Genomic DNA, 18,933 nt, shown 5'->3' with positions numbered 1-18,933 from the left:
GCTTTTGAGCACCCTTCGGCAGCGCACAGGCGAACTGCGTTTGCAGTTCATTGCCACGCCACGAAGGTCGCGATCATGCCCAGAGCATTCAGCGTCTGCCCCCCAGTGCTCTGCGCGAGCCTATTTGCGCTGTCCCTGGCCGGTTGTGCGACACAGCAGTCCACTGAACCTGCGTCTCCCCTTCTGCGGCAGAATCCCGAATTCACCTACGATGGCAGCGGTGTGACGCACGCCACGCTGACGGCGGCCGAACAGCAGGTCAACGTCGGGAACGAGCGTTATGTTTCGCTGGTGTTCAACGGCGACTACGATTCGCCGCTGATTCGCACCCGACCGGGCGGCACCATGGCGATTCGTCTGGATAACCGCATGGATGAAATTACCAACCTGCATTTCCACGGCATGCAAGTGTCGCCGCTGGATCAGGGCGACAATATTTTCCGCATGACCCAACCCCATCAAGTCGGCGACTACAACGTCAAACTGCCACTCGATCACAGCCCCGGCGCCTACTGGTATCACAGCCATTTCCATGGTGGCGCCCAGCGTCAGGTGTCGGCCGGGATCGCCGGGCCGATTCTGGTCGACGGCATGCTCGATCCGTTTCCCGAACTCAAGGGCATCAAGGAACAAGTGCTGGTCCTGCGTAACTTTCAGAAAACCCTGACGGGTAAAGTCGCCAGCGACATCATCACCAGCGCGCCGTCGATTCGCACGGTCAACGGCCAGGAAGTGCCGATTATTGACATCAAGCCTGGGGAAACCCAGCTCTGGCATTTCATCAATATTGCCGCCAACCAGTACTTTCGGATTCGCATCAATGGCCAGTCGGTGCAGGTGTTGTCGCGCGACGGCAATACCGTTACGCGCCGGGTCGACGCAGATCAGGTGCTGATCGGGCCATCGGCGCGGTTCAGCGTGTTGGTGGTCGGGCCACCGGCAGGCACCTACGAAGTCGAAACAGGCTCCGGCAATACCGGCCCGGCCGGCGATGACTACCCGGCGGCCAAACTGGCGGTGTTGCGCTCCAGCGGTGAACGGGTCGCGACCCGGCAGATCACCAGCGCCTATCCGCCGGCAGAGGACTTCAGCAAGATCGCGGTGAACAAGACGCGTCAGTTCGCCTTCCAGGATTCGGCCACCGACCCCACGGCGTTCCTGATCAACGGCACACGCTTCGAGCTGGACCGGGTCAACACCACGGTGAAACTTGGTGATGTCGAAGAGTGGCGCCTGTTCAACCCGTCCCAGGAGTTGCACCAGTTCCACATCCACCAGGTAGATTTCCAGGTCACCGAGATCAACGGGAAACCGGTGGCGTTCAGCGGCTATCGGGACAACGTGTTCATCCCGGCCACCGGCTCGATCACCGTACGCATTCCGTTCCGCGACCCGGTGATCCTTGGCAAGTTCGTCTATCACTGCCACATCCTTGAACACGAGGACGGCGGGATGATGCAGGCCATTCAGGTGGTCCGGCCCGAGGACTACGAGCAGGCGGTCAAGCTCGAACCCTTGGGCGGGCTGTACGGTGAAAACAACCAGTTGTGCTCCTACCTGCGCAACACCGGACAGGATACGAAAGCGTCCAAACCGTTGATCCCGCGAACCAACTAAAGGAGGCGCGCCATGAGCAACTATCGCTTGGCTGTGTTGTTGGTGGGCACGGTGTGTACCGTAGAGTCGAGCCTGGCCGACGACGGGCAATACCCCAACGTCGGCATGGATTACGACGCAACCTTTCAATATGACCACGTGCACGCCGATGCCCCCCAAGGGGGCAATCGCAATAGCACGGACGCCTACCCGGACATCAATACCACCTTCTACTTCCGTTTTTCCCGCGACCAGCAGATCCGGTTTTCCACCGAGATCAATCCCGTCGAGGGACCAGAACCTGGGCAAAAGCGCTTTTTCGAAGACGTGGGACTAGTGATCAATGACCTCAACTACTACCAGAACAACGCCAACTCGGCGTTCTCGATCGGCAAATACCACGTGCCGTTCGGTCGTGCTCAGGATGAGGCGCCGGGGCTCTACACCCAAGATTTCGTCAGTACCTACGACCTCGACGGCATGCTCGGCGGCACGGTGGCGTATCGGTTTTTCGATCAGCGCCTGGGCATGATCGAACCCAACGTCAGTGTCTACACCGCCGACAATTCGTTTCTCGGCCGACCTTATCTGCGCCATGGCGAAAAACTCCAGCGCACCGACGGCGGTCCGTCGAATACCGGCAAACTCGACTCCTATGCGCTGACGGTGAACTGGCTGGCGATTCCGGCGGTGCCTTATCTCGAAATGCAGGCGGGCTACATGTTGAACAAAAAGGCCGATGACGAGACACAAGCCAATCCGCCTGGCGAAGATGACGAAACCATCAAGATCGCCTCCGCCCGGTACATCTGGGCCTATGAGCCGAGCACGGACCTTGAGCCGACGCTGGCCGGGCGTTACTTCGATATCGTGCCCTTTGTCGAATTCGCCGATGTCGACAATGAAGACGGCATCAAGGGCAATGACACCCGCTACCTGACCACATCGCTGACCTTCGATTTCGGTGACTGGGCCGTGGGCGCGACCCGCACCGACAAGCATCGCGAATCGACAGGTGGCGCGGATCGGCAGGACTATCTCAATGAGCTGAGCGTGACCTACGACATCACCGGCCAGATTAAACTCGGGCTGTCCGCCGGCACCCAGAAAGAAGACGGCCAGGTGTCTGATCTGATAGGCCTGGCGCTGACGTACTCGGGGGGTTATTGAGCGATGAAGTGGTTAGCCGCTCTGCTGTTGATGGGGCTGGCAACCCACACGACGGCCACCACCCGCACCGATATCGGCGGGCCGTTTCAACTGACCAATCAAAATGGCCAGCGGGTCACCGAGCGCAGTTTCGGCGAACCGACGCTGCTGTATTTCGGCTTCATGACCTGCCCGGCCATTTGCCCGACGGACCTGGCGAAAATGGCCCGCATCAGTCGGCAACTGGCGCAACAGCAAGGCATCACGGTGCGGCCGGTGTTCGTCACCATCGACCCGGAACGCGACACGCCCGCCAAGCTCAAGACTTACGTGAACTACTTCGCCAGCGACTTCGTCGGGCTCACCGGCTCGGCGCAGGAGATCGCGCGCATCACCGACGCCTTTCACGTGTATTACAAGAAAGTGCCGTCCGGGGATACACCGGACCAGTACATGATGGATCACTCAACCCTTCTGTTCCTGCTCGACAGTCAGGGCCGCTACCTCAAGCATTTCGGTCGCGGCATGGATGAGAAAGACATCGAGAAGCAGGTGGTCGCGGCACTGGCGGGGGAAGCGCAGGACCAGTAACGCTTGTCAGTGTGCAACATCCCGACGATTAGAGCGCCGTTTGTGTTCACCGACTGGACGATTGTGGCCTGTCATCAACGGCAGTAAACGGCCCAGAGTGTGTAAAAACGCGTTGATGCAATGTCGGCGCGCAGCGCCGACGGTAGTTAGCAGAGTAATGGCTCGCACAAGTCCTGCGGATCATCACTTGGTCCTGGGAGCCCCCAGCGCCGCTTCTACCTTGCTGGGTGGCCAAAATCAGACCTCTTCAGGCCGACAGCGCCTTCATTAAACCGCTGGTACCGAGAATTTTCATGACCCGCTTCAAGTTGTAGGCGAGGACGTTCAAGCTCATCTCCGCACCTACTCCGTTCAGTTTTCGTGTCAGGAAGTGCGTTGCACCCATCCATTGTTTGAGCGTCCCGAAGGGATGCTCAACAGTCCGTTTTCGGATCCGCATCATTTCCGGCGCGTTGCTCAGCCTGTTCTGCATTTCCTCCAGGACGGCTTCATGCTCCCAGCGTCGAACCCGCCGTTCCGTGCTCGGTGTGCACTGCGGTTTCATTGCGCAGCCCGGCATTTCGAACCCCAGTAACGATGCAACGTGAGGCCTTTTTCAACGTTGGTATAGCGCCAGATCAGCGCCTCTCCAGGCGGGCAAATGTATTCGTTTTTTGCCGCGTCATAGATGAAGACATCGTTATTGAAACGCTCGTCTGCTTTGGCTCCAGAGGTCAACGGCTTGGGTACATAGGCGGTGATGCCTGCATCGTGATAAGCCAGGATTTGTTCGCTTTTGAAGTAACCTCGGTCAGCCACTACCGAAAGCGTTTCTGACGCCATCGCTTCGCGGGCCTGCTTGGCCATCGAGCTGAGTTGATCGCGGTCGGAACCGACGTTGGTCACCTCATGGGCAACGATCAAATGGTGCTGAGTACCGACCGCTGTCTGCACGTTGTAGCCGACGATTCCCGTGCCGCGCGTCATCATGGAGCGGCTGTCTGGATCGGTCAGTGAGACCTGTTTATCCGGCGATTCATTGAGCTGGATTTCGACCGCCTGAAGCTCTTTCATTTGAGTCTTGAGCTTGGCTATTTTCTCTTCCAGCCTCACGGCACTGGGCTCGGAAGCTGTTGGTTCTTGCCGATCGGCAGCATCGAGTGCCGTCAGGTAACGGTTGATGCTCGATTCAATTTCTTCCATTCGCCGCTTCAGTTTGGCGCTGGTGAAATTGCGGTCGCGGTTGTTGACTGCTTTGAATTTGCTGCCATCGATGGCGACCAGATGTTCTCCGAACAGTCCCAATTGCCGACACAGCACTAAGAACTGGCGACAGACGCCTCGGATGGCCTTGCTATTGTCTTTTCGGAAGTTGGCGATGGTCTTGAAGTCCGGCATCAAACGCCCGGTCAACCACATCAGTTCGACATTGCGTTGGGCTTCTCGCTCCAAGCGTCGGCTCGACTGGATGCGGTTGAGATAGCCGTAGATGTAGATCTTCAGCATGATCGCGGGGTGGTAAGCAGGCCGGCCAGTATCGGCTGGAATGGCAACTTCAAACCCAGATTGACCAGGTCTAGTTCGTCGACGAAGACGTCGACTACGCGCACCGGATTGGTATCGCTAACGTAGTCGTCGAGGCTCTCGGGAAGTAAGGTGCCTTGGCCTCGATGCTCACCTTGGATAAAGCGCTTCATGGGCGATCCCTGCGATGAAATCCTCAGAAATCATAGCAAGTGTTCGCGAAGGCGTTTTTACACACTCTGTGCCAAAAGCGGTCAGTCGGGTCGTCGGCCGGCGCCTTCAACCTATCGCCATAAAGCCCCGGGGAAAAATCACCACCCTACGTATTTCGTCCTCTGTTAATTCTCGTATTGATATATCGATAAATCTCGATATTATCTACTCCATGGAATTACTCGAAATATTCAAAGCCCTCTCAAACCCTACACGCCTTGAAATCTTGAAAGGCTTGAAGGACCCCGCAAAGAACTTCCCTCCGCAGGATGAAGGTGACGTTCTCACGGTTGGAGTCTGTGTCAGTAGTATTCAAGAAGGTATCGGACTGTCGCAGTCAACGGTGTCTGGCTATCTTGCAACTCTGCAACGAGTGGGCCTGGTCGAGGTCAGGCGCATCGGTCAGTGGACCTACTACAAGCGCAATGAAGCAACCATCAGTGCGCTTGCTGAGATCATTGGGAAAGATTTGTAATTTTTTACTGCATGATATCGAAATATCTCGATATCCCTATTTATAGATGCAAGGATATACAATGAAAGCGATGATACTTAAATCATTTGGCGGCCCGGAATCGTTCGAACTCTGCGACGTGCCCAAGCCAGTGCCGGGTGCGGGACAAGTCCTGGTGCGGGTACACGCAACCTCCATCAACCCGTTGGATTACCAGGTTCGACGTGGCGACTATGCCGAGCTGGTGCCACTGCCGGGCCATTACCGGACACGACGTGTCGGGCGTTGTCGAAGAAGTTGGGCCGGGTGTGACGGCCTTCGCTCCAGGAAACGAAGTCTGGTACACCCCGCAAATTTTCGACGGGCCAGGCAGTTATGCCGAGTACCACGTTGCGGACGAAAGCATCATCGGGAAGAAGCCGCCATCGCTGAGCCATCTTGAGGCGGCAAGTCTGACCCTGGTTGGCGGGACGGTGTGGGAAGCACTGACCGTGCGTGCAGCGCTCAGAGTGGGGGAAAGCATTCTGATCCACGGGGGCGCAGGAGGCGTAGGTCATGTAGCGATCCAGGTGGCCAAAGCCATTGGAGCGCGGGTCTTCACGACTGTGCGCGAAGCAAACTTTGAGTTCGCACGCAGCATGGGTGCCGATGTGCTTATCGACTACGAAAAGGAAGATTACGTCGAAGCCATCCTACGGGAAACCGGCGGCCACGGCGTGGATGTGGTGTTCGACACCATCGGCGGCAACACACTGACGCGTAGCCCCGACGTGCTCGCCCAACTGGGCCGCGTGGTCTCGATTGTGGACATTGCCCAGCCGCAAAACCTCGTTCAGGCCTGGGGCAAGAACGCGAGTTATCACTTCGTTTTCACCCGACAAAACCGCGGCAAGCTTGATGAGCTGAGCGCATTGGTAGCGCGCGGTCAGCTGCGCCCGCACGTTGGCGCGGTCTATTCGCTGGCCGACCTTGCGCTCGCGCATGCCCGGTTGGAGAGTCCCAACAATGGCCTTCAAGGAAAAATCGTGATTGCAGTCGAGCCATCGCTCATCCCGTAAGAGCGTACTTTTAACTGTTTAAGTCATTTTCGAGGAAACGCCATGATTTATGAGATCGCTCTGCTCCCCGTTCACAAAGAACGCATTGAAGCATTCAGACGTGCATTTGCCGAGGTCGCTCCTTTGCTCACCCGCGCAAAGGGTTACGGCGGCCACTTGCTTTCGCAAGGGATTGAAATCCCCGAGCAATTCAACCTGATCGTGCGCTGGGCCTCACTTGAGGATCACACGCCGGGCTTCGAAGAGAGTGAAGACCATCGGGTGTTCATGCTGGGCCTGGAGGAATATTTTTCGGAAGAACCGAGGGTCTACCATATTGAAGGCGGCTGCTTTTAATACTGGAGAACATGATGATTCGAACAGCACCGTTAGCATTGGTAATGCTAGAGTCTCAAGAGGTTTGTGGCTTTAAAGCAATTGGCCCTTGTCGGAAACAGACGTTCATGACCGGCAACTTTCGGCTGTGGATTCAACCGGTCGACGCAACACAACTAAATTCTGTGTAAGCAGAAGGAGTGTTGCAGATGAAGCAGAGACCTCGGATCTATTACACCGAAAGCCAGAAAAAACTGATGTGGGATCACTGGCAGAAAGGCGACTCTCTCCAGCACATCGCCCAACTATTTGATCGAAACCATTCATCGATACAGCGCATCTTGGCGGAAACAGGCGGTATCAGACCCGCTGTACGCCGCAGGTCCAGATTGGCGCTGACGTTGGCTGAGCGCGAAGAGATTTCGCGTGCAGTGGTGGCAGGTAACTCGATCCGTTCCATGGCTGCGCTGCTAGGTCGAGCAGCCTCTACGATCAGTCGTGAGATCAGACGCAACGGTGGCCAAGGATGCTACCGGGCTAATCGAGCTGATCAGGCTGCCTGGGATCGCGCACATCGACCCAAGGTCTGCAAACTTGTTGAGAACCGAACGGTGGCGCAAATTGTTGCAGACAAGCTTCAATTGCAGTGGTCGCCGGAACAAATTGCCGGTTGGTTGAAGCGTACCTACCCGGACGATACGAGCTATCAGGTGTCACACGAGACGATCTATCGCACGCTCTTCATACAGGCTCGCGGGGCTCTGAAGAAGGAGTTGCTAGAGCATTTACGGCGCACGCGGGCCATGCGTCGCTCGCGCCATCACACGCAGAAGAAAGAAAATCACGGTCGAATCACTGACGCGGTATCGATCCGCGAACGCCCGGCTGCGGCTAAGGATCGGGCGGTGCCAGGTCACTGGGAAGGCGACCTGCCTTGCGGTAGCAGGAACAGCCAAATTGCCACTCTTGTGGAGCGTCATACCCGCTACGTAATGCTGGTGAAATTGGACGGTAAGGATAGCGAGACGGTCATCAGCGCCCTGATCGAAAACGCCCGCAACTTACCCCAAGAACTCTACAAATCGCTGACGTGGGATCGCGGCAAAAAGATGGCTGACCATAAGCGCTTTACGGTGGCTACCGACATAAAGGTCTACTTCTGCGATCCTCATCGTCCTTGGCAACGGGGATCGAATGAGAAACCTTTCTACGCCCCGGATGCTGGTAACGGCAACCATCCCTGGATGGCTTGCCAGTCAGACTCGAGGGACGCAAAACGTGAGAGCGAGCAACTGGACAGGTCGGCGAAACTGCATGTCCCGTCGACGACGAGATCGCGAATGGCATGACCACTCGCCGGCGAGAGTCCGAAACCGACACCGGACATGGTCGCGACGGTGACGTTATCCAGCCCGGCGGGACGATCGATGACGGGGCGACCGTCCGGCGTGTTTTCGATGAACCCTGCCCAACTACGAATCACGCATTTGTGAGCGATTTTGTGGAACAGCTCGGCGAGCCGTTTGGCGATATTGCATTGCAGGGGTGTCGACTGCGCACGAGTGTCGCGCAGATCGGCGAGGTCGACCCATTCGTGCGGACCGCCACCATACGCCAGGTTGCCGCGCAGGGTTTGCCGCCCATACAAACCGTTGCCATCCACACCACCGACCTCGATCAACGGCAGCGGTTCGGTCACGATCATTTCGGCGCGCGCGGTGATGATTGCCGGTGGCGTCGAGTCGATGTCGCGCGCGCCCTTCGTCATGGGCAGGGCCGAGACGGCTTTCAGTCGCAGTGCCGATATCTTCGATACCACCATTGGATGGCGCTTCGTCAACCGCCTGATGAAGCAGATGTACGCCGCCGATTCGATGCCAGAAACTGCAGAAAACGTCGCTGCCCACTTCAACATCTCGCGTAGCGATCAGGACGCCTTTGCGCTGCTCAGCCAGCAGCGCACGGCGGCGATTGCGTCCGGCCGTCTAGCACTTGAGATCGTGCCGGTCTCCATTGCACAGCGCAGAGGTGATCCGTCGCTTTTCGACACCGACGAACACCCCCGGGCCACGACCAGCCTTGAGGATCTAACCCGGCTGTCGACACCCCTCCGAGACGGCGGCAGCGTCACTGCCGGTAACTCTTCGGGCGTCAACGACGGTGCCTGCGCCCTGCTCTGGCCAATGTCGGGACCGCTAACCGCTATGGCCTCAAACCGCGCGGCCGAGTAGCCGGCATGGCCACTGCCGGCGTTGCACCCCGCATCATGGGCTTCGGCCCCGCACCAGCGGTGCGCAAGGTGCTGGCGCAAACCGGTCTTCAGCTTGCCGATATGGATGTGATCGAACTCAACGAAGCTTTTGCCGCTCAGGCGCTGGCGGTGCTGCGCGACCTGGGTCTGCCGGACGACACAGAAAAGGTCAACCCCAACGGGGGTGCCATCGCCCTCGATCACCCGCTGGGCATGAGCGGTGCCCGCCTGATCACCACGGCGCTGAACGAACTCGAACTGCGCCAACAACGTTACGCCCTCTGCACCATGTGCATCGGCGTAGGCCAAGGAATCGCGCTGATTGTGGAGCGGTGTGGGATTGAGCAACAGCGCGACACCATTGTCGCGACGCTTATCCAGTACCGGATGTCAGCGACTATGCGAACAAGAAGGTAGAACACCAACGGCGAGCGTGCATTGGCGCCTACCGGGCTTGCCCCGACAAGTGACGAGCGCGCGTGATCAGACTATTTGCTCACGCGCCCCCTCGCCCGCAGCCTTACTTCGGCAACTCTGATGGCCAGGGAGCCAAGCACTGGTTGACCAAGCGTTCACTATACGGCGGTACAACTATCCCCATAGACCTCGACCCACCATGCCAGCACTAGCCCACACAACTTAGCACGCAAAATCCCTCTGCGCGACAGACCGCTCCACGACGTATATGGCAGCGCCTGACAGGCACTCACCGACGCCCGTACCCAGTTCCTGCCTCCTCGCAAACCCCACTGAGACAACCCCATAACAGCACCTGTTTTTGTACATCGCGGCTGAAATTAATTCATTTGCCTATCTCAACGAAATGAACAAACATTCATTTACAAAGCAGCATATTGCTGAACTTCCGCCCTTGGCCGAAACGGCAAGCGCGGATGCTGACCTCGAAGATATTGGTTATGCGGATATGACCCACCAATTACGAATGTACGGCGTTGGGAGAGGCGGTTTTGTCTTTCTGCCTCGAAACGCTGCCTCAGACCACCACAGGCCTGGAGCGCCAGAGAACCATGAGTGATGGCGACTCGCCTGAATTCTATCGCCGTCCCGGTCAAGCAGGGTGGATAGGGGCCCATTGGCCCAGCGAATATGGTGATCGCAACCTTCGCCACCTGGAAACCTTCATCATCGACGAAACCTTAGGCTATGCCCGCGCCCCCTTAAGCGGTTATCTGCTCTCGGTGAAAGTGTTCGGCAACACGCTGATGTTGCTCGGCACCGAAGCACAGAAAAAAGCCTACCTACCCCGCATTGCCAGCGGCGAAATAGCCTTTTGCCAAGGGTTCTCGGAGCCCACAGCGGGGTCTGATTTCGCTTCACTGAGAACATCCGCAAAACGTGACGGTGATGACTTCATTGTGTCTGGGCATAAGATCTGGACGAGCACCGCCGAAGTGGCTCAGTCCATGTACCTGGCAGCCCGGACTGACCTTGAGGCACCTAAGCACCGAGGCATCAGCTCCTTTATTGTCGACATGAACACACCAGGCATCACCGTCCAGACCTTTCCGACTTTGGGTGGCGGTTTTCTCAACGAAGTCTTTCTCTCTGAAGTACGAGTGCCGGCCGTCAATCTGATCGGAGAGCTGAACCACGGTTTTTATCAATCCATGCGCAGCCTCGACCTCGAACGCGCGGCAATGGACCGTGTCGGCTCGGCATGGCGCTCCCTTGACGAGTTGGCCGCTTACACCCAGCAAGAGGGAACCGCGCGGGGAGGTGGCCGATTGTGTGACATCGAGTCGGGGCGGGAAAAGATCGGTTCACTCTACTCGCGTCTGCAGGTCGCCCGCCTGTTCGGTTACCAGGTCGCTCGTCATCTGGACGCCGGCAAAGAAATTAGCGCTGACTTCTCGTACGGCAAACTCTGTATCGGCTTACTCAATCAGGCAGTCGCAGACGACAGCATGGAGATTATCGGTCCGCGCGCCCAGTTCGAGCAAGGTGCCGAACTCGCGCCCTATGACGGTCTTGCCGCCTCCCTCTACCGCGCCTGCCCAGCCCTGACATTGGCTGGCGGGAGCAGCGAAATCCAAAAAACAGTGATCGCGATTCGTGGTCTTGGATTGCCAAAATGAACAGCCTTGAACACATGAAGTCGGACAGTGGTCCACTCAGCGGTATCAGAGTCATCGACTTTTCGAGCTATGTTGCCGGCCCCTACTGCACAATGATGATGGGGGACATGGGCGCAGATGTGATTAAAGTCGAGCCCCCCACTGGCGAACAGTGGCGCCATCAGGATCCCTTCGCCCGCAACCTGAGCCGCAGTATCTTGGCACTGAACCGCAACAAGCGCTCCATCACCCTGAACCTCAAGGATCCCGAGGGCCAGCGGACGGCGCTTGAACTGCTGGCGACCGCCGACGTCATGGTCCACAACTGGCGTCCCGGCGTCGCCGAACGGCTGGGGCTCGGTTACGAGACTATCAGCGCTCGCGTTCCCCAGCTTATCTACGCCACCAACTCTGCCTATGGCCCCAAGGGTCCGTTGGCGAACAAAGGCGGCTATGACCTGGTGATCCAGTCAATCAGCGGACTACTGGCCTCCAACCCCGCTCCGGAAGGCGGCGTGCCCAAGCGCTACGCTGGAGTTGCCATCGTCGACTTTGCCGCTGGTGACAAGCTCGTCTACGGCACCACCTGCGCGCTGCTGGAGCGGGCACGCAGCGGTTGCGGACAGCGGGTAGACAGCTCTCTGATGGAGGCGGCGCTGGGATTGCAACGGCAGAAACTGATCACCATTGAACAGATCGTGCCTCATGACTCTCAGGAGGGTAACACTCTCGAAAAGATGCGCCTAGCGGCCACTCGCTCTGCCGCATCAGCGGCGCGTGAGCTCTACTACCGAACTTATCAGACCCTCGACGGCTTTATCACCGTGGGCTGCCTGAACGTGCCCCAGCGGGAAATTCTACTCTCCCTGCTGGATATCAAAGATCCCTGCCGGGCGAATCCCGATCATCTTCCCGCATCAGCAGAGGAGGACCAAGCCCGGCGTGCACTGGTAAAGCAGGCCGAAGCGATCTTCTCAACTCTCACCACTACAGAGTGGTGCATTTGCATAGACGCGCACGGCATTCCCTGTGCGCCTGTGCAGATGTCGTCCGATGTGCTTCAAGACCCACAGGTGGTCGCCAGCGACTACCTGCTCGAATACGACCTGCCCGGCTACGGCAAGGTTCGCAGTATTGGCACCGGGGTGCGTGTTGGCGCCCGGGACAGCGTCCAACTCCCCCCGCCGTACCTGGGCGAACATACCGATGAAATCCTCGCCGAACTCGGCTTCGAGCAAGCATCGCAGCCACCCGTCGCCCTTTACGCACTCTTGCTAACTGGAGATTACCTTATGATGATCGCACACGGATCTCGCCCGGACACCGAAGCTCAGACGCTAATGTCCGAACTGGAAAAGACCATGATCTGCGACAACGCCCGCGCCTTCGCCCATCGCCATGCCGCTGGCCGGCCTGCCAACCAGTCAACAAGAGTGCCCGCGCTGGCCTCTAACAAAAGACACTCCCACACTGATCGCCAATCATCTGACCACCGCCGATCTGCTGTTAATGCCGGTTGATACGGACGCCGGGGGCGAACCTCGGAAAGCACGGTTTCGTGTTTAACCTTAACGTGTTAGTGAGGTTACATGTTGTTACTTGATTCGTAAATCATCGACAACTATATACATTTTCTTGCTGTAGTTATGGACTGGGGCTGATTAGCCTTATGTTGTACAGGTATTGCATAAAATAATAATAATCAAGCCCTGAGGTCTCCAATGAAGACACGCCCCCTGTTTTGCATGTTTGTATTTTCAATCTTTGCAAGTTCTCTAGAAGCGCAGGCTGACGAACCAAAAGATGGTTTTTTTGAGGGTGGAGCAGCTAAGCTGATTGCACGCAATATGTACTTTAATCGTAACTCACTGTCTCACTATCCCGATTCGCGAGGGTGGGGACAGGGTTTTTTGATGGATTATAAATCCGGTTTCACGCAAGGTGAGATAGGATTCGGAGTCGATGCAAGTGCCTATACCGCCTATAAGCTAGATGGTGGGCGCGGCACAGCAGGGACGGAAATGTTTCCCGACGAAGGCGAGGGTGAAAGAACCGAGTCGTCGACACTCAACGCCTCTGTGAAAATGAAATTGTCGAACACAGTTATAAAATTCGGTGATCTGCGCCCCTATAATCCGGTATTTGCTACGCCTGACTCACGATTGATGCCTATGACAGCCAGAGGCATACAGTTGTTAAATGAGGATATTGACAAGCTCAGCATCGACATCGGGCATTTTTATTCTTCCAGAGGCTATACAAGCACGGACCACAATGGTGGTTTCATGGCCGGGTACGCGGGCGTAGAAGCTGGCGACGTCGATTACGCCGGTTTGACGTATCAACCAATCGAGCAGGGTGGCGTCGGTTTTTATGTGTCTCGCGCTGAGGATTTATGGCGTCAGTACTACATTAATGCGAACTACAGCCTGCCCTTGGCGACAGAACAAACGCTAAGCTTCGACTTTAACCTTTATCGCTCGCTGGATGAAGGGCAGGCTCGTGCTGGTGCAATAAACGTCACTGCCTGGTCGCTAGCGACTGCGTACGGGAATGGTCCGCACACCTACACGTTGTCCTATCAAAAAATACATGGCAGTCAACCGTTTGACTACTTGATGTCTTCAGATGGCACTTACATGGACTCAATCTATTTGGCCAACTCTTCACAGTACGGGGATTTCAACGGTCCCGGGGAGCAGTCATTAGGGTTCGGTTATGAATTTGATTTTGGTAGCACTGGCTATTTGCGGACAACACTCGGAATGCGTTATGTTTATGGATTTGATATCGATAACAAACAAGTCGATCCGGACGGGCTGTATGCCTACTTCGGCAATGCGGATAAACAGATAGAGCGAGATGTTGACCTGAAAACCATTATTGAAAGTGGCGCTTTAAAAAATCTATCCGTCCGAATGCGATACGCCGAGCATACATTTACTGGCGACAGTGTTAAGCAGTTTCGTATCGTAACGGAATATCCTCTTGATATTTTTTAAGGCGTTGTCGTTTCAAGTACGTAACACCCGTTCCAAATGGATCCTATTGATATTTATATCCGCGTCAAAAATAAGAGGTTTAATATGAAAAACCATCCAATAAAATTCGCTATTCTAGCTATTACGTTCTCGTCAATGGCGCTGTCTGCGCAAGCAGATACTGTTTATATCCATGCAGGCCGCTTGGTGGATGTAGAAAGAGGTAAGGTGCTCACAGATCAACGCATCAAGATTGACGGTGAGCGCATCGTTGCAGTGGAACCGTGGACTGTTCCACCCTCCGATAGCAAAGTTATCGATTGGTCTACCAAGACCGTTTTGCCAGGTCTTATTGATATGCACACGCATCTTTCAGATTGGGACATGACAAACAATGTGGCCGAACCACTTCTGCATTCTCCTCAGGACGTAGCGTTGATGGGCGCTCATCACGCATATCAAACGTTGCGTGCAGGTTTCACAACCGTTCACGATGTTGGGCCGTACAGAGCGTTCACTGATGTCGCGCTGCGTGATGCAATCAACGCTAATCGGGTTTTAGGGCCAAGGATGAACGTCGTTGGGGCCTATATAACAGTGGCGGGCGGCGGCGGCGAAGTGACAGGACTTGCCCCGGGAATAGAGATTCCGGCCGATATGCGGGTGGGGGTCTATCGCGATGCTAATGATGCAAAACTGAAGGCCCGGTATTTGTTCCAGCATGGTGCAGATACGCTCAAGATGATCGGTACTGGGGCTGTACTTGCCGAAGGAACCGAACCCGGTCAGATGGAAATGTCCGAGGCCGAAATGCGTGCAGTGGTAGAAGAGGCTAAAGAGCATAAAAGCTATGCCACCGTGCATGCTCACGGCGCAGAAGGTATCAAGGCTGCAATCCGTGCAGGAGCTCGTTCAATTGAACATGCTTCTCTACTGGATGACGAGGGCATCAAGTTGGCGAAAGACAACGGTACCTATCTGGTGATGGACGTCTACAACGGCGACTACATCGAAGAAGTGGGTCGCAAGGAGAACTGGCCTGAAAGTTACCTGCGCAAGAACACCGAAACAACCGACATGCAGCGCCAGGCATTTCGTAAAGCGGTCAAGGCTGGGGTGAAAATTGCCTACGGCACCGATGCTGGCGTCTACCCGATTGGCAAAAACGCGCGGCAGTTCGCCTACATGGTGAAGTTCGGAATGACGCCGATGCAGGCGATCCAGTCCGCAACCGTAGTTGCGGCAGACCTGCTCAATTGGCAGGCGGACGTTGGGTCCGTCAGTTCGGGTCGTTTCGCGGACATGATCGCCGTCGACGGCGACCCGATTGCGGATATTTCGATTCTTGAGAAAACCCCCGTGGTGATGAAAGGCGGTGCGATTGTTCCTCCTGATGTGTTGCCCGGACTGTAAAGGATCAAAAATCAGGGAAGAACTTTGAGTCGGTGAGGGGGTTGTTGCTGTACAAGTCGTTCAGCTAGCGAACGGCTTGTTCCCGGCTCAACTCTCACCTTAGGGAACATCGCCTCATGACTCCGGAAGTTCGATTCACCAGAATGACCCCGGCGCTGAGCAAAACCAATCTCATTGAGGCCACGCTCATGTGCCTCAGGCGCCACGGCTTTAGGGCGCGTCTATCCGCAAAATCTCCCCCGAGGCCGGTGTCTCGGTCGGGCTGATCAGCTATCGCTATTCCGGCAAGGACGAACTGTAGTGGTCAACTAATCCCGGACACGACGTTAAGTTTTTCCTCGGCCCGAGCTGGCGCCAGCCCACCGTTGAATTGGTGAGGCCGAATCCAGTTGTACCGATGCATCAAAAAATGGCTGATGTCACGCTGTGCTTCCTGCGCAGTTCTGTAGCCTAAGGTCGGTATCCATTCAGTTTTCAAACTCCGGAACACTAGCTCCATCGGTGCATTGTCCCAGCAATTTCCCCGGCGACTCATACTCTGGCGTATGCGGTATCGCCACAACCGGTTGAATTCGCCTTGCGACCCTTGATCCGAGTGGAATAGCAAGCCCGAAGGCCTGCCACGCTGCTCGTAGGCCATATCCAGGGCCTTGATCACGAGTTCAGCGTCCGGTTTTTCCGACAGTGCCCAGCCCACTATCCGGCGTGTGCAGAGATCCAGAACGACAGCCAAGTAATGCCACTTTCCTTGCGCCCGAATATAGGTGATGTCGCCGCACCAGACTTGATAGGAGGCTGGCACATCAAACTCCCGATTCAAGATGTTCGGGATATCCAACCGTTCAACCGTCGCTCGTTTATAGGCATGAGAACCTGGCTGTTTGCTCACGAGGTCAAGCTCGCGCATCAAACTGCGCACTTTGAATCGACCGAGTTGCTCACCGTCTTTACGCATCAGTGACAGGATGCTGCGACTGCCCGCAGCACTGCGACTTTGCGAGAACAGCTCACTGACCCGGCTACGCAATCGAAGCCGTTCAACATCGGGCGTGCGGCGCCGCAGGCGCTGGGCGTACTAGCACGAGCGGGTGACGTCAAACACCTTGCACAGCCAATCAACCGGCTCATGGGCACTCAACTGATCAATCAGCGCAAACGCTCGTGATCTTCCGACATCAAGAGCGCGGTAGCCTAGCCTAATGAGATGGTCACCCCCATACTGCTGATACGACGGCACTCGAACGTGGTGGCCTGTGCCTTGGCCAACAAACTGGCTCGGATCGCTTGGGCGATCTCAGCTGGTCATGGAGTATTTAATGCAGGGCCAGATGCCGTGGCTATCTGACTCAGCTGTTGTTCTCGTGCCACGAACCACTTTCAGGTTTTGCGATAGCTGAACAATGGATGACGTGAACGACCCACCGGCCTGGCGAAGAACCTGCTTTAAAAATCGGCTCTGCAAGAAGCCGTTAGCCTTTTCAGGATCGTCAGGCGCGACTCTCATCATGGCGCGGGTGACTCACCCAATAGACGCCGAATAGATTTAAGCAAGCCAAGCACTTCGCCCACTAATCAGCATTGCAAAAACGGGGGTGACCATAGATTTTTTAGTATGGATTTTTCTCGCTCAAGCCGAGCGATCCGAGCTTCCAGTTCCTGAATTTTCTGCTGCTCCGGGGTCAGCGCCTTGCTCTGCGGAGTGACGCCTTGGTGCTCTTTCTGAACCTGGTCAACCCAGCGGCGCAGCGCTGACTCACCAATGCCGAGTGAGCGGCTGGCTTCGATGTAGCTGTAGTTTTGCTTGAGCACGAGGTCGGCAGCCTCGCGTTTGAATTCAGCAGTAAAGGAGCGGCGTTGTTTGGTCATCTGACACCTCGATCTGGCGAGCATTCTCGCCTAAATGGGTGTCCGGTTTCATTAGACCACTACATACAGCAGCTTGATAGGTGCTCCCTTTGGCGCGTTGCTGCCGGTAGAAAGCTCCAGCCCAAAAGGATTTATTGATGGTCTGCCCCGCCCATTCCACGAAGGTCTGACGAAGAAATGTTGGACATTGCCAGCGCCAATGCACCCAGCTCTTCTTACCGCTCCGTTCCGTCACCGGGGCAATGCCTGAGTATTTTTGCAACTCGTCCGCGCCATGGAAACGCTCACGTTGCTCTCCAAGGCTGCGAGTAAACGTGGCGCTAGATGCGGGCCTGCGCCCGGCAAGCCAGGAAACAATGCGTAATCCGGTAGTGCAGAAGCGACCCGCTCGATTTCCTTATCGAAGCGATCGATCACCGTGAGGACGGTGCGTAGTTGCTCCACCAACGCGAGGGCGTGTAAGCGGCAAGGCTCGAAAATGCCGGCATCTTCGGTGAGCGCAGATGCCGCACGAATCGACGCCAAACGCGCCTCGATGAATGTGGCGCGACGCCCGTTGTGGGCATAAAAGAACGCCTCAAGCGTGGTTGTACGCGCCCGTTTGGCTGACAGGAGTGTCGGCCAGCGAATGAGGAAATCGTAAAACAACAGAGTGTCTCGCTGCTCGAACCATTCCAGTGCCTGCGGGTAATATTGCTTGAGGGTGTTGCATAAACGGTTGGTAAAACGCGTCTTGTCGTTGACCAGATCCCGGCGCTGTTCGATCAGGCTAAGCAGCGAACGCATGGCCACACTCTGCGGCCTGAGCGCGGTGAACCGTTCAGGATGGCGAAGCAGTAGATCGAGTGCTAACTCCGCATCGGTGGGATCATCCTTCGCGCGACTCGGCTTGAACGCCACGCGATATTTGGCAAGCGTCGAGGGATTGATCGGGAACAGCACGAAAAGTCATACTTCAGCAGAGCCGACACAATAGGCCCTTTAGCCAACTCCAGAGCTACAGCGATAGGGCCACAGAAGCGCAGGTGCAATGCCTTGGCCCACTCATCAATGCGATCACCTGGTGCGGAATACAGTCGAACTGACGATGATTGTCATCCCCAGCCTGTAGGCAAATATCATGTTTGGTATCTGCCCAATCAATGCCGACATAGGCTGTGAAGTGCTGACTGAAGTACGCTGTCACGCGAACCTCCGCAAGCGATAAAATACCTGCTAGGGACATGCATGCTTGCGTTCAGCGAAGGCAACATAGTAAGCCGGTGCGACGGCGAACCCTGAGTATTCGTTATCAAGCGCAAGCGCACCTGTAGACTCGGAACTAAAGCTGCAAACGTCATGCGTTTGGGTCGTTTTATTCGTAGTCTACAAGTGCATGTTCCACCCTCGCTGACAGCTACCTGCCAACCGTTACCAGTATCGATGAAGGTGGGACGGACTACCTATAATGGGTCGTTTTCTACCCTTT

The 18,933-nt window shown here is 56.1% G+C and carries 10 protein-coding genes and 9 pseudogenes; 14 read left to right on the top strand and 5 right to left on the bottom strand.

From position 1 onward, the window contains the following. Nucleotides 1–75: 75 nt before the first annotated feature. Genes ACA075_RS09800 through ACA075_RS09790 form a run of 3 tightly spaced genes read left to right on the top strand, consistent with a single transcriptional unit; the run spans nt 76 to nt 3,336 of the window. Nucleotides 76–1,617 (top strand): multicopper oxidase family protein, encoded by a 1,542-nt coding sequence (locus tag ACA075_RS09800; protein WP_497298285.1) that lies wholly within the window; start codon nt 76–78, stop codon nt 1,615–1,617. A 12-nt stretch (nt 1,618–1,629) separates the two neighbouring features. Next, entirely contained in the window at nt 1,630–2,766 is a 1,137-nt protein-coding gene (locus tag ACA075_RS09795; RefSeq protein ID WP_497298283.1) for a hypothetical protein, read from the top strand. A gap of 3 nt (nt 2,767–2,769) precedes the next feature. Next, nucleotides 2,770–3,336, top strand: coding sequence for an SCO family protein (locus ACA075_RS09790; RefSeq protein ID WP_497298282.1), 567 nt, complete (start codon nt 2,770–2,772; stop codon nt 3,334–3,336). A 247-nt stretch (nt 3,337–3,583) separates the two neighbouring features. Here the strand turns inward: ACA075_RS09790 and ACA075_RS09785 are convergent. Then, a pseudogene (locus ACA075_RS09785) lies at nt 3,584–5,012 on the bottom strand (IS1182 family transposase). Nucleotides 5,013–5,224: 212 nt separating this feature from the next. Here ACA075_RS09785 and ACA075_RS09780 point away from each other — a divergent pair. The 4 genes and pseudogenes from ACA075_RS09780 to ACA075_RS09765 all read left to right on the top strand — a co-directional run. After that, nucleotides 5,225–5,527: an ArsR/SmtB family transcription factor gene (locus ACA075_RS09780; protein ID WP_123509004.1), complete on the top strand. Its 303-nt coding sequence runs from the start codon at nt 5,225–5,227 to the stop codon at nt 5,525–5,527. Nucleotides 5,528–5,588: 61 nt separating this feature from the next. After that, a pseudogene (locus tag ACA075_RS09775) lies at nt 5,589–6,564 on the top strand (zinc-dependent alcohol dehydrogenase family protein). A gap of 42 nt (nt 6,565–6,606) precedes the next feature. Continuing rightward, the gene (locus ACA075_RS09770; protein ID WP_497298281.1) at nt 6,607–6,900 is read left to right on the top strand and encodes an antibiotic biosynthesis monooxygenase family protein; all 294 of its coding nucleotides are present in this window, start codon (nt 6,607–6,609) and stop codon (nt 6,898–6,900) included. Nucleotides 6,901–7,088: 188 nt separating this feature from the next. Further along, nucleotides 7,089–8,078: pseudogene (locus tag ACA075_RS09765) on the top strand (IS30 family transposase); the annotation flags it as partial. An 8-nt stretch (nt 8,079–8,086) separates the two neighbouring features. Here ACA075_RS09765 and ACA075_RS09760 read toward each other — a convergent pair. Continuing rightward, nucleotides 8,087–8,584, bottom strand: a complete 498-nt coding sequence (locus ACA075_RS09760; protein ID WP_497298280.1) for an NAD(P)/FAD-dependent oxidoreductase — start codon at nt 8,582–8,584, stop codon at nt 8,087–8,089. Here ACA075_RS09760 and ACA075_RS09755 point away from each other — a divergent pair. From ACA075_RS09755 to ACA075_RS09730, 6 genes and pseudogenes are all read left to right on the top strand, one after another. Then, a pseudogene (locus tag ACA075_RS09755) lies at nt 8,544–9,463 on the top strand (acetyl-CoA C-acyltransferase); the annotation flags it as partial. The gene ACA075_RS09760 and the pseudogene ACA075_RS09755 overlap by 41 nt on opposite strands. Before the next feature lie 620 nt (nt 9,464–10,083). Next, entirely contained in the window at nt 10,084–11,226 is a 1,143-nt protein-coding gene (locus tag ACA075_RS09750; protein ID WP_497298279.1) for an acyl-CoA dehydrogenase family protein, read from the top strand. Further along, nucleotides 11,223–12,725: a CaiB/BaiF CoA transferase family protein gene (locus tag ACA075_RS09745; protein WP_497298278.1), complete on the top strand. Its 1,503-nt coding sequence runs from the start codon at nt 11,223–11,225 to the stop codon at nt 12,723–12,725. Before ACA075_RS09750 ends, ACA075_RS09745 begins: the two co-directional genes overlap by 4 nt. Nucleotides 12,726–12,926: 201 nt before the next feature. After that, nucleotides 12,927–14,207 (top strand): OprD family outer membrane porin, encoded by a 1,281-nt coding sequence (locus tag ACA075_RS09740; protein WP_497298277.1) that lies wholly within the window; start codon nt 12,927–12,929, stop codon nt 14,205–14,207. 36 nt (nt 14,208–14,243) lie between these two features. Continuing rightward, the gene (locus tag ACA075_RS09735; protein ID WP_497298276.1) at nt 14,244–15,599 is read left to right on the top strand and encodes a Xaa-Pro dipeptidase; all 1,356 of its coding nucleotides are present in this window, start codon (nt 14,244–14,246) and stop codon (nt 15,597–15,599) included. A gap of 116 nt (nt 15,600–15,715) precedes the next feature. Continuing rightward, nucleotides 15,716–15,897 (top strand): annotated as a pseudogene (locus ACA075_RS09730) (TetR/AcrR family transcriptional regulator); the annotation flags it as partial. 6 nt (nt 15,898–15,903) lie between these two features. Here ACA075_RS09730 and ACA075_RS09725 read toward each other — a convergent pair. Then, nucleotides 15,904–16,803: pseudogene (locus ACA075_RS09725) on the bottom strand (IS3 family transposase); the annotation flags it as partial. A 15-nt stretch (nt 16,804–16,818) separates the two neighbouring features. On the opposite strand from ACA075_RS09725, the pseudogene ACA075_RS09720 reads away from it, so the two are divergent. Continuing rightward, nucleotides 16,819–16,944, top strand: a pseudogene (locus ACA075_RS09720) (IS110 family transposase); the annotation flags it as partial. A 260-nt stretch (nt 16,945–17,204) separates the two neighbouring features. Here ACA075_RS09720 and ACA075_RS09715 read toward each other — a convergent pair. Continuing rightward, nucleotides 17,205–17,465 (bottom strand): annotated as a pseudogene (locus ACA075_RS09715) (transposase); the annotation flags it as partial. Continuing rightward, nucleotides 17,434–18,690, bottom strand: a pseudogene (locus ACA075_RS09710) (IS110 family transposase). The pseudogenes ACA075_RS09715 and ACA075_RS09710, both read right to left, overlap by 32 nt. Between the last annotated feature and the right edge of the window lie 243 nt (nt 18,691–18,933).

Source organism: Pseudomonas sp. LBUM1663 (assembly GCF_059695905.1).
The sequence above is the reverse complement of the archived record's forward strand: the minus strand, read 5'-3'. Positions and strand labels throughout refer to the sequence as shown.

Excerpts from the sequence above, each read along its gene's own strand:
- ACA075_RS09795 (WP_497298283.1), top strand. The coding sequence starts at position 1,630 with ATGAGCAACTATCGCTTGGCTGTGTTGTTGGTGGGCACGGTGTGTACC.
- ACA075_RS09800 (WP_497298285.1), top strand. The coding sequence starts at position 76 with ATGCCCAGAGCATTCAGCGTCTGCCCCCCAGTGCTCTGCGCGAGCCTA.
- ACA075_RS09760 (WP_497298280.1), bottom strand. The coding sequence starts at position 8,584 with ATGATCGTGACCGAACCGCTGCCGTTGATCGAGGTCGGTGGTGTGGAT.
- ACA075_RS09745 (WP_497298278.1), top strand. The coding sequence starts at position 11,223 with ATGAACAGCCTTGAACACATGAAGTCGGACAGTGGTCCACTCAGCGGT.
- ACA075_RS09735 (WP_497298276.1), top strand. The coding sequence starts at position 14,244 with ATGGATCCTATTGATATTTATATCCGCGTCAAAAATAAGAGGTTTAAT.
- ACA075_RS09790 (WP_497298282.1), top strand. The coding sequence starts at position 2,770 with ATGAAGTGGTTAGCCGCTCTGCTGTTGATGGGGCTGGCAACCCACACG.
- ACA075_RS09740 (WP_497298277.1), top strand. The coding sequence starts at position 12,927 with ATGAAGACACGCCCCCTGTTTTGCATGTTTGTATTTTCAATCTTTGCA.
- ACA075_RS09770 (WP_497298281.1), top strand. The coding sequence starts at position 6,607 with ATGATTTATGAGATCGCTCTGCTCCCCGTTCACAAAGAACGCATTGAA.
- ACA075_RS09780 (WP_123509004.1), top strand. The coding sequence starts at position 5,225 with ATGGAATTACTCGAAATATTCAAAGCCCTCTCAAACCCTACACGCCTT.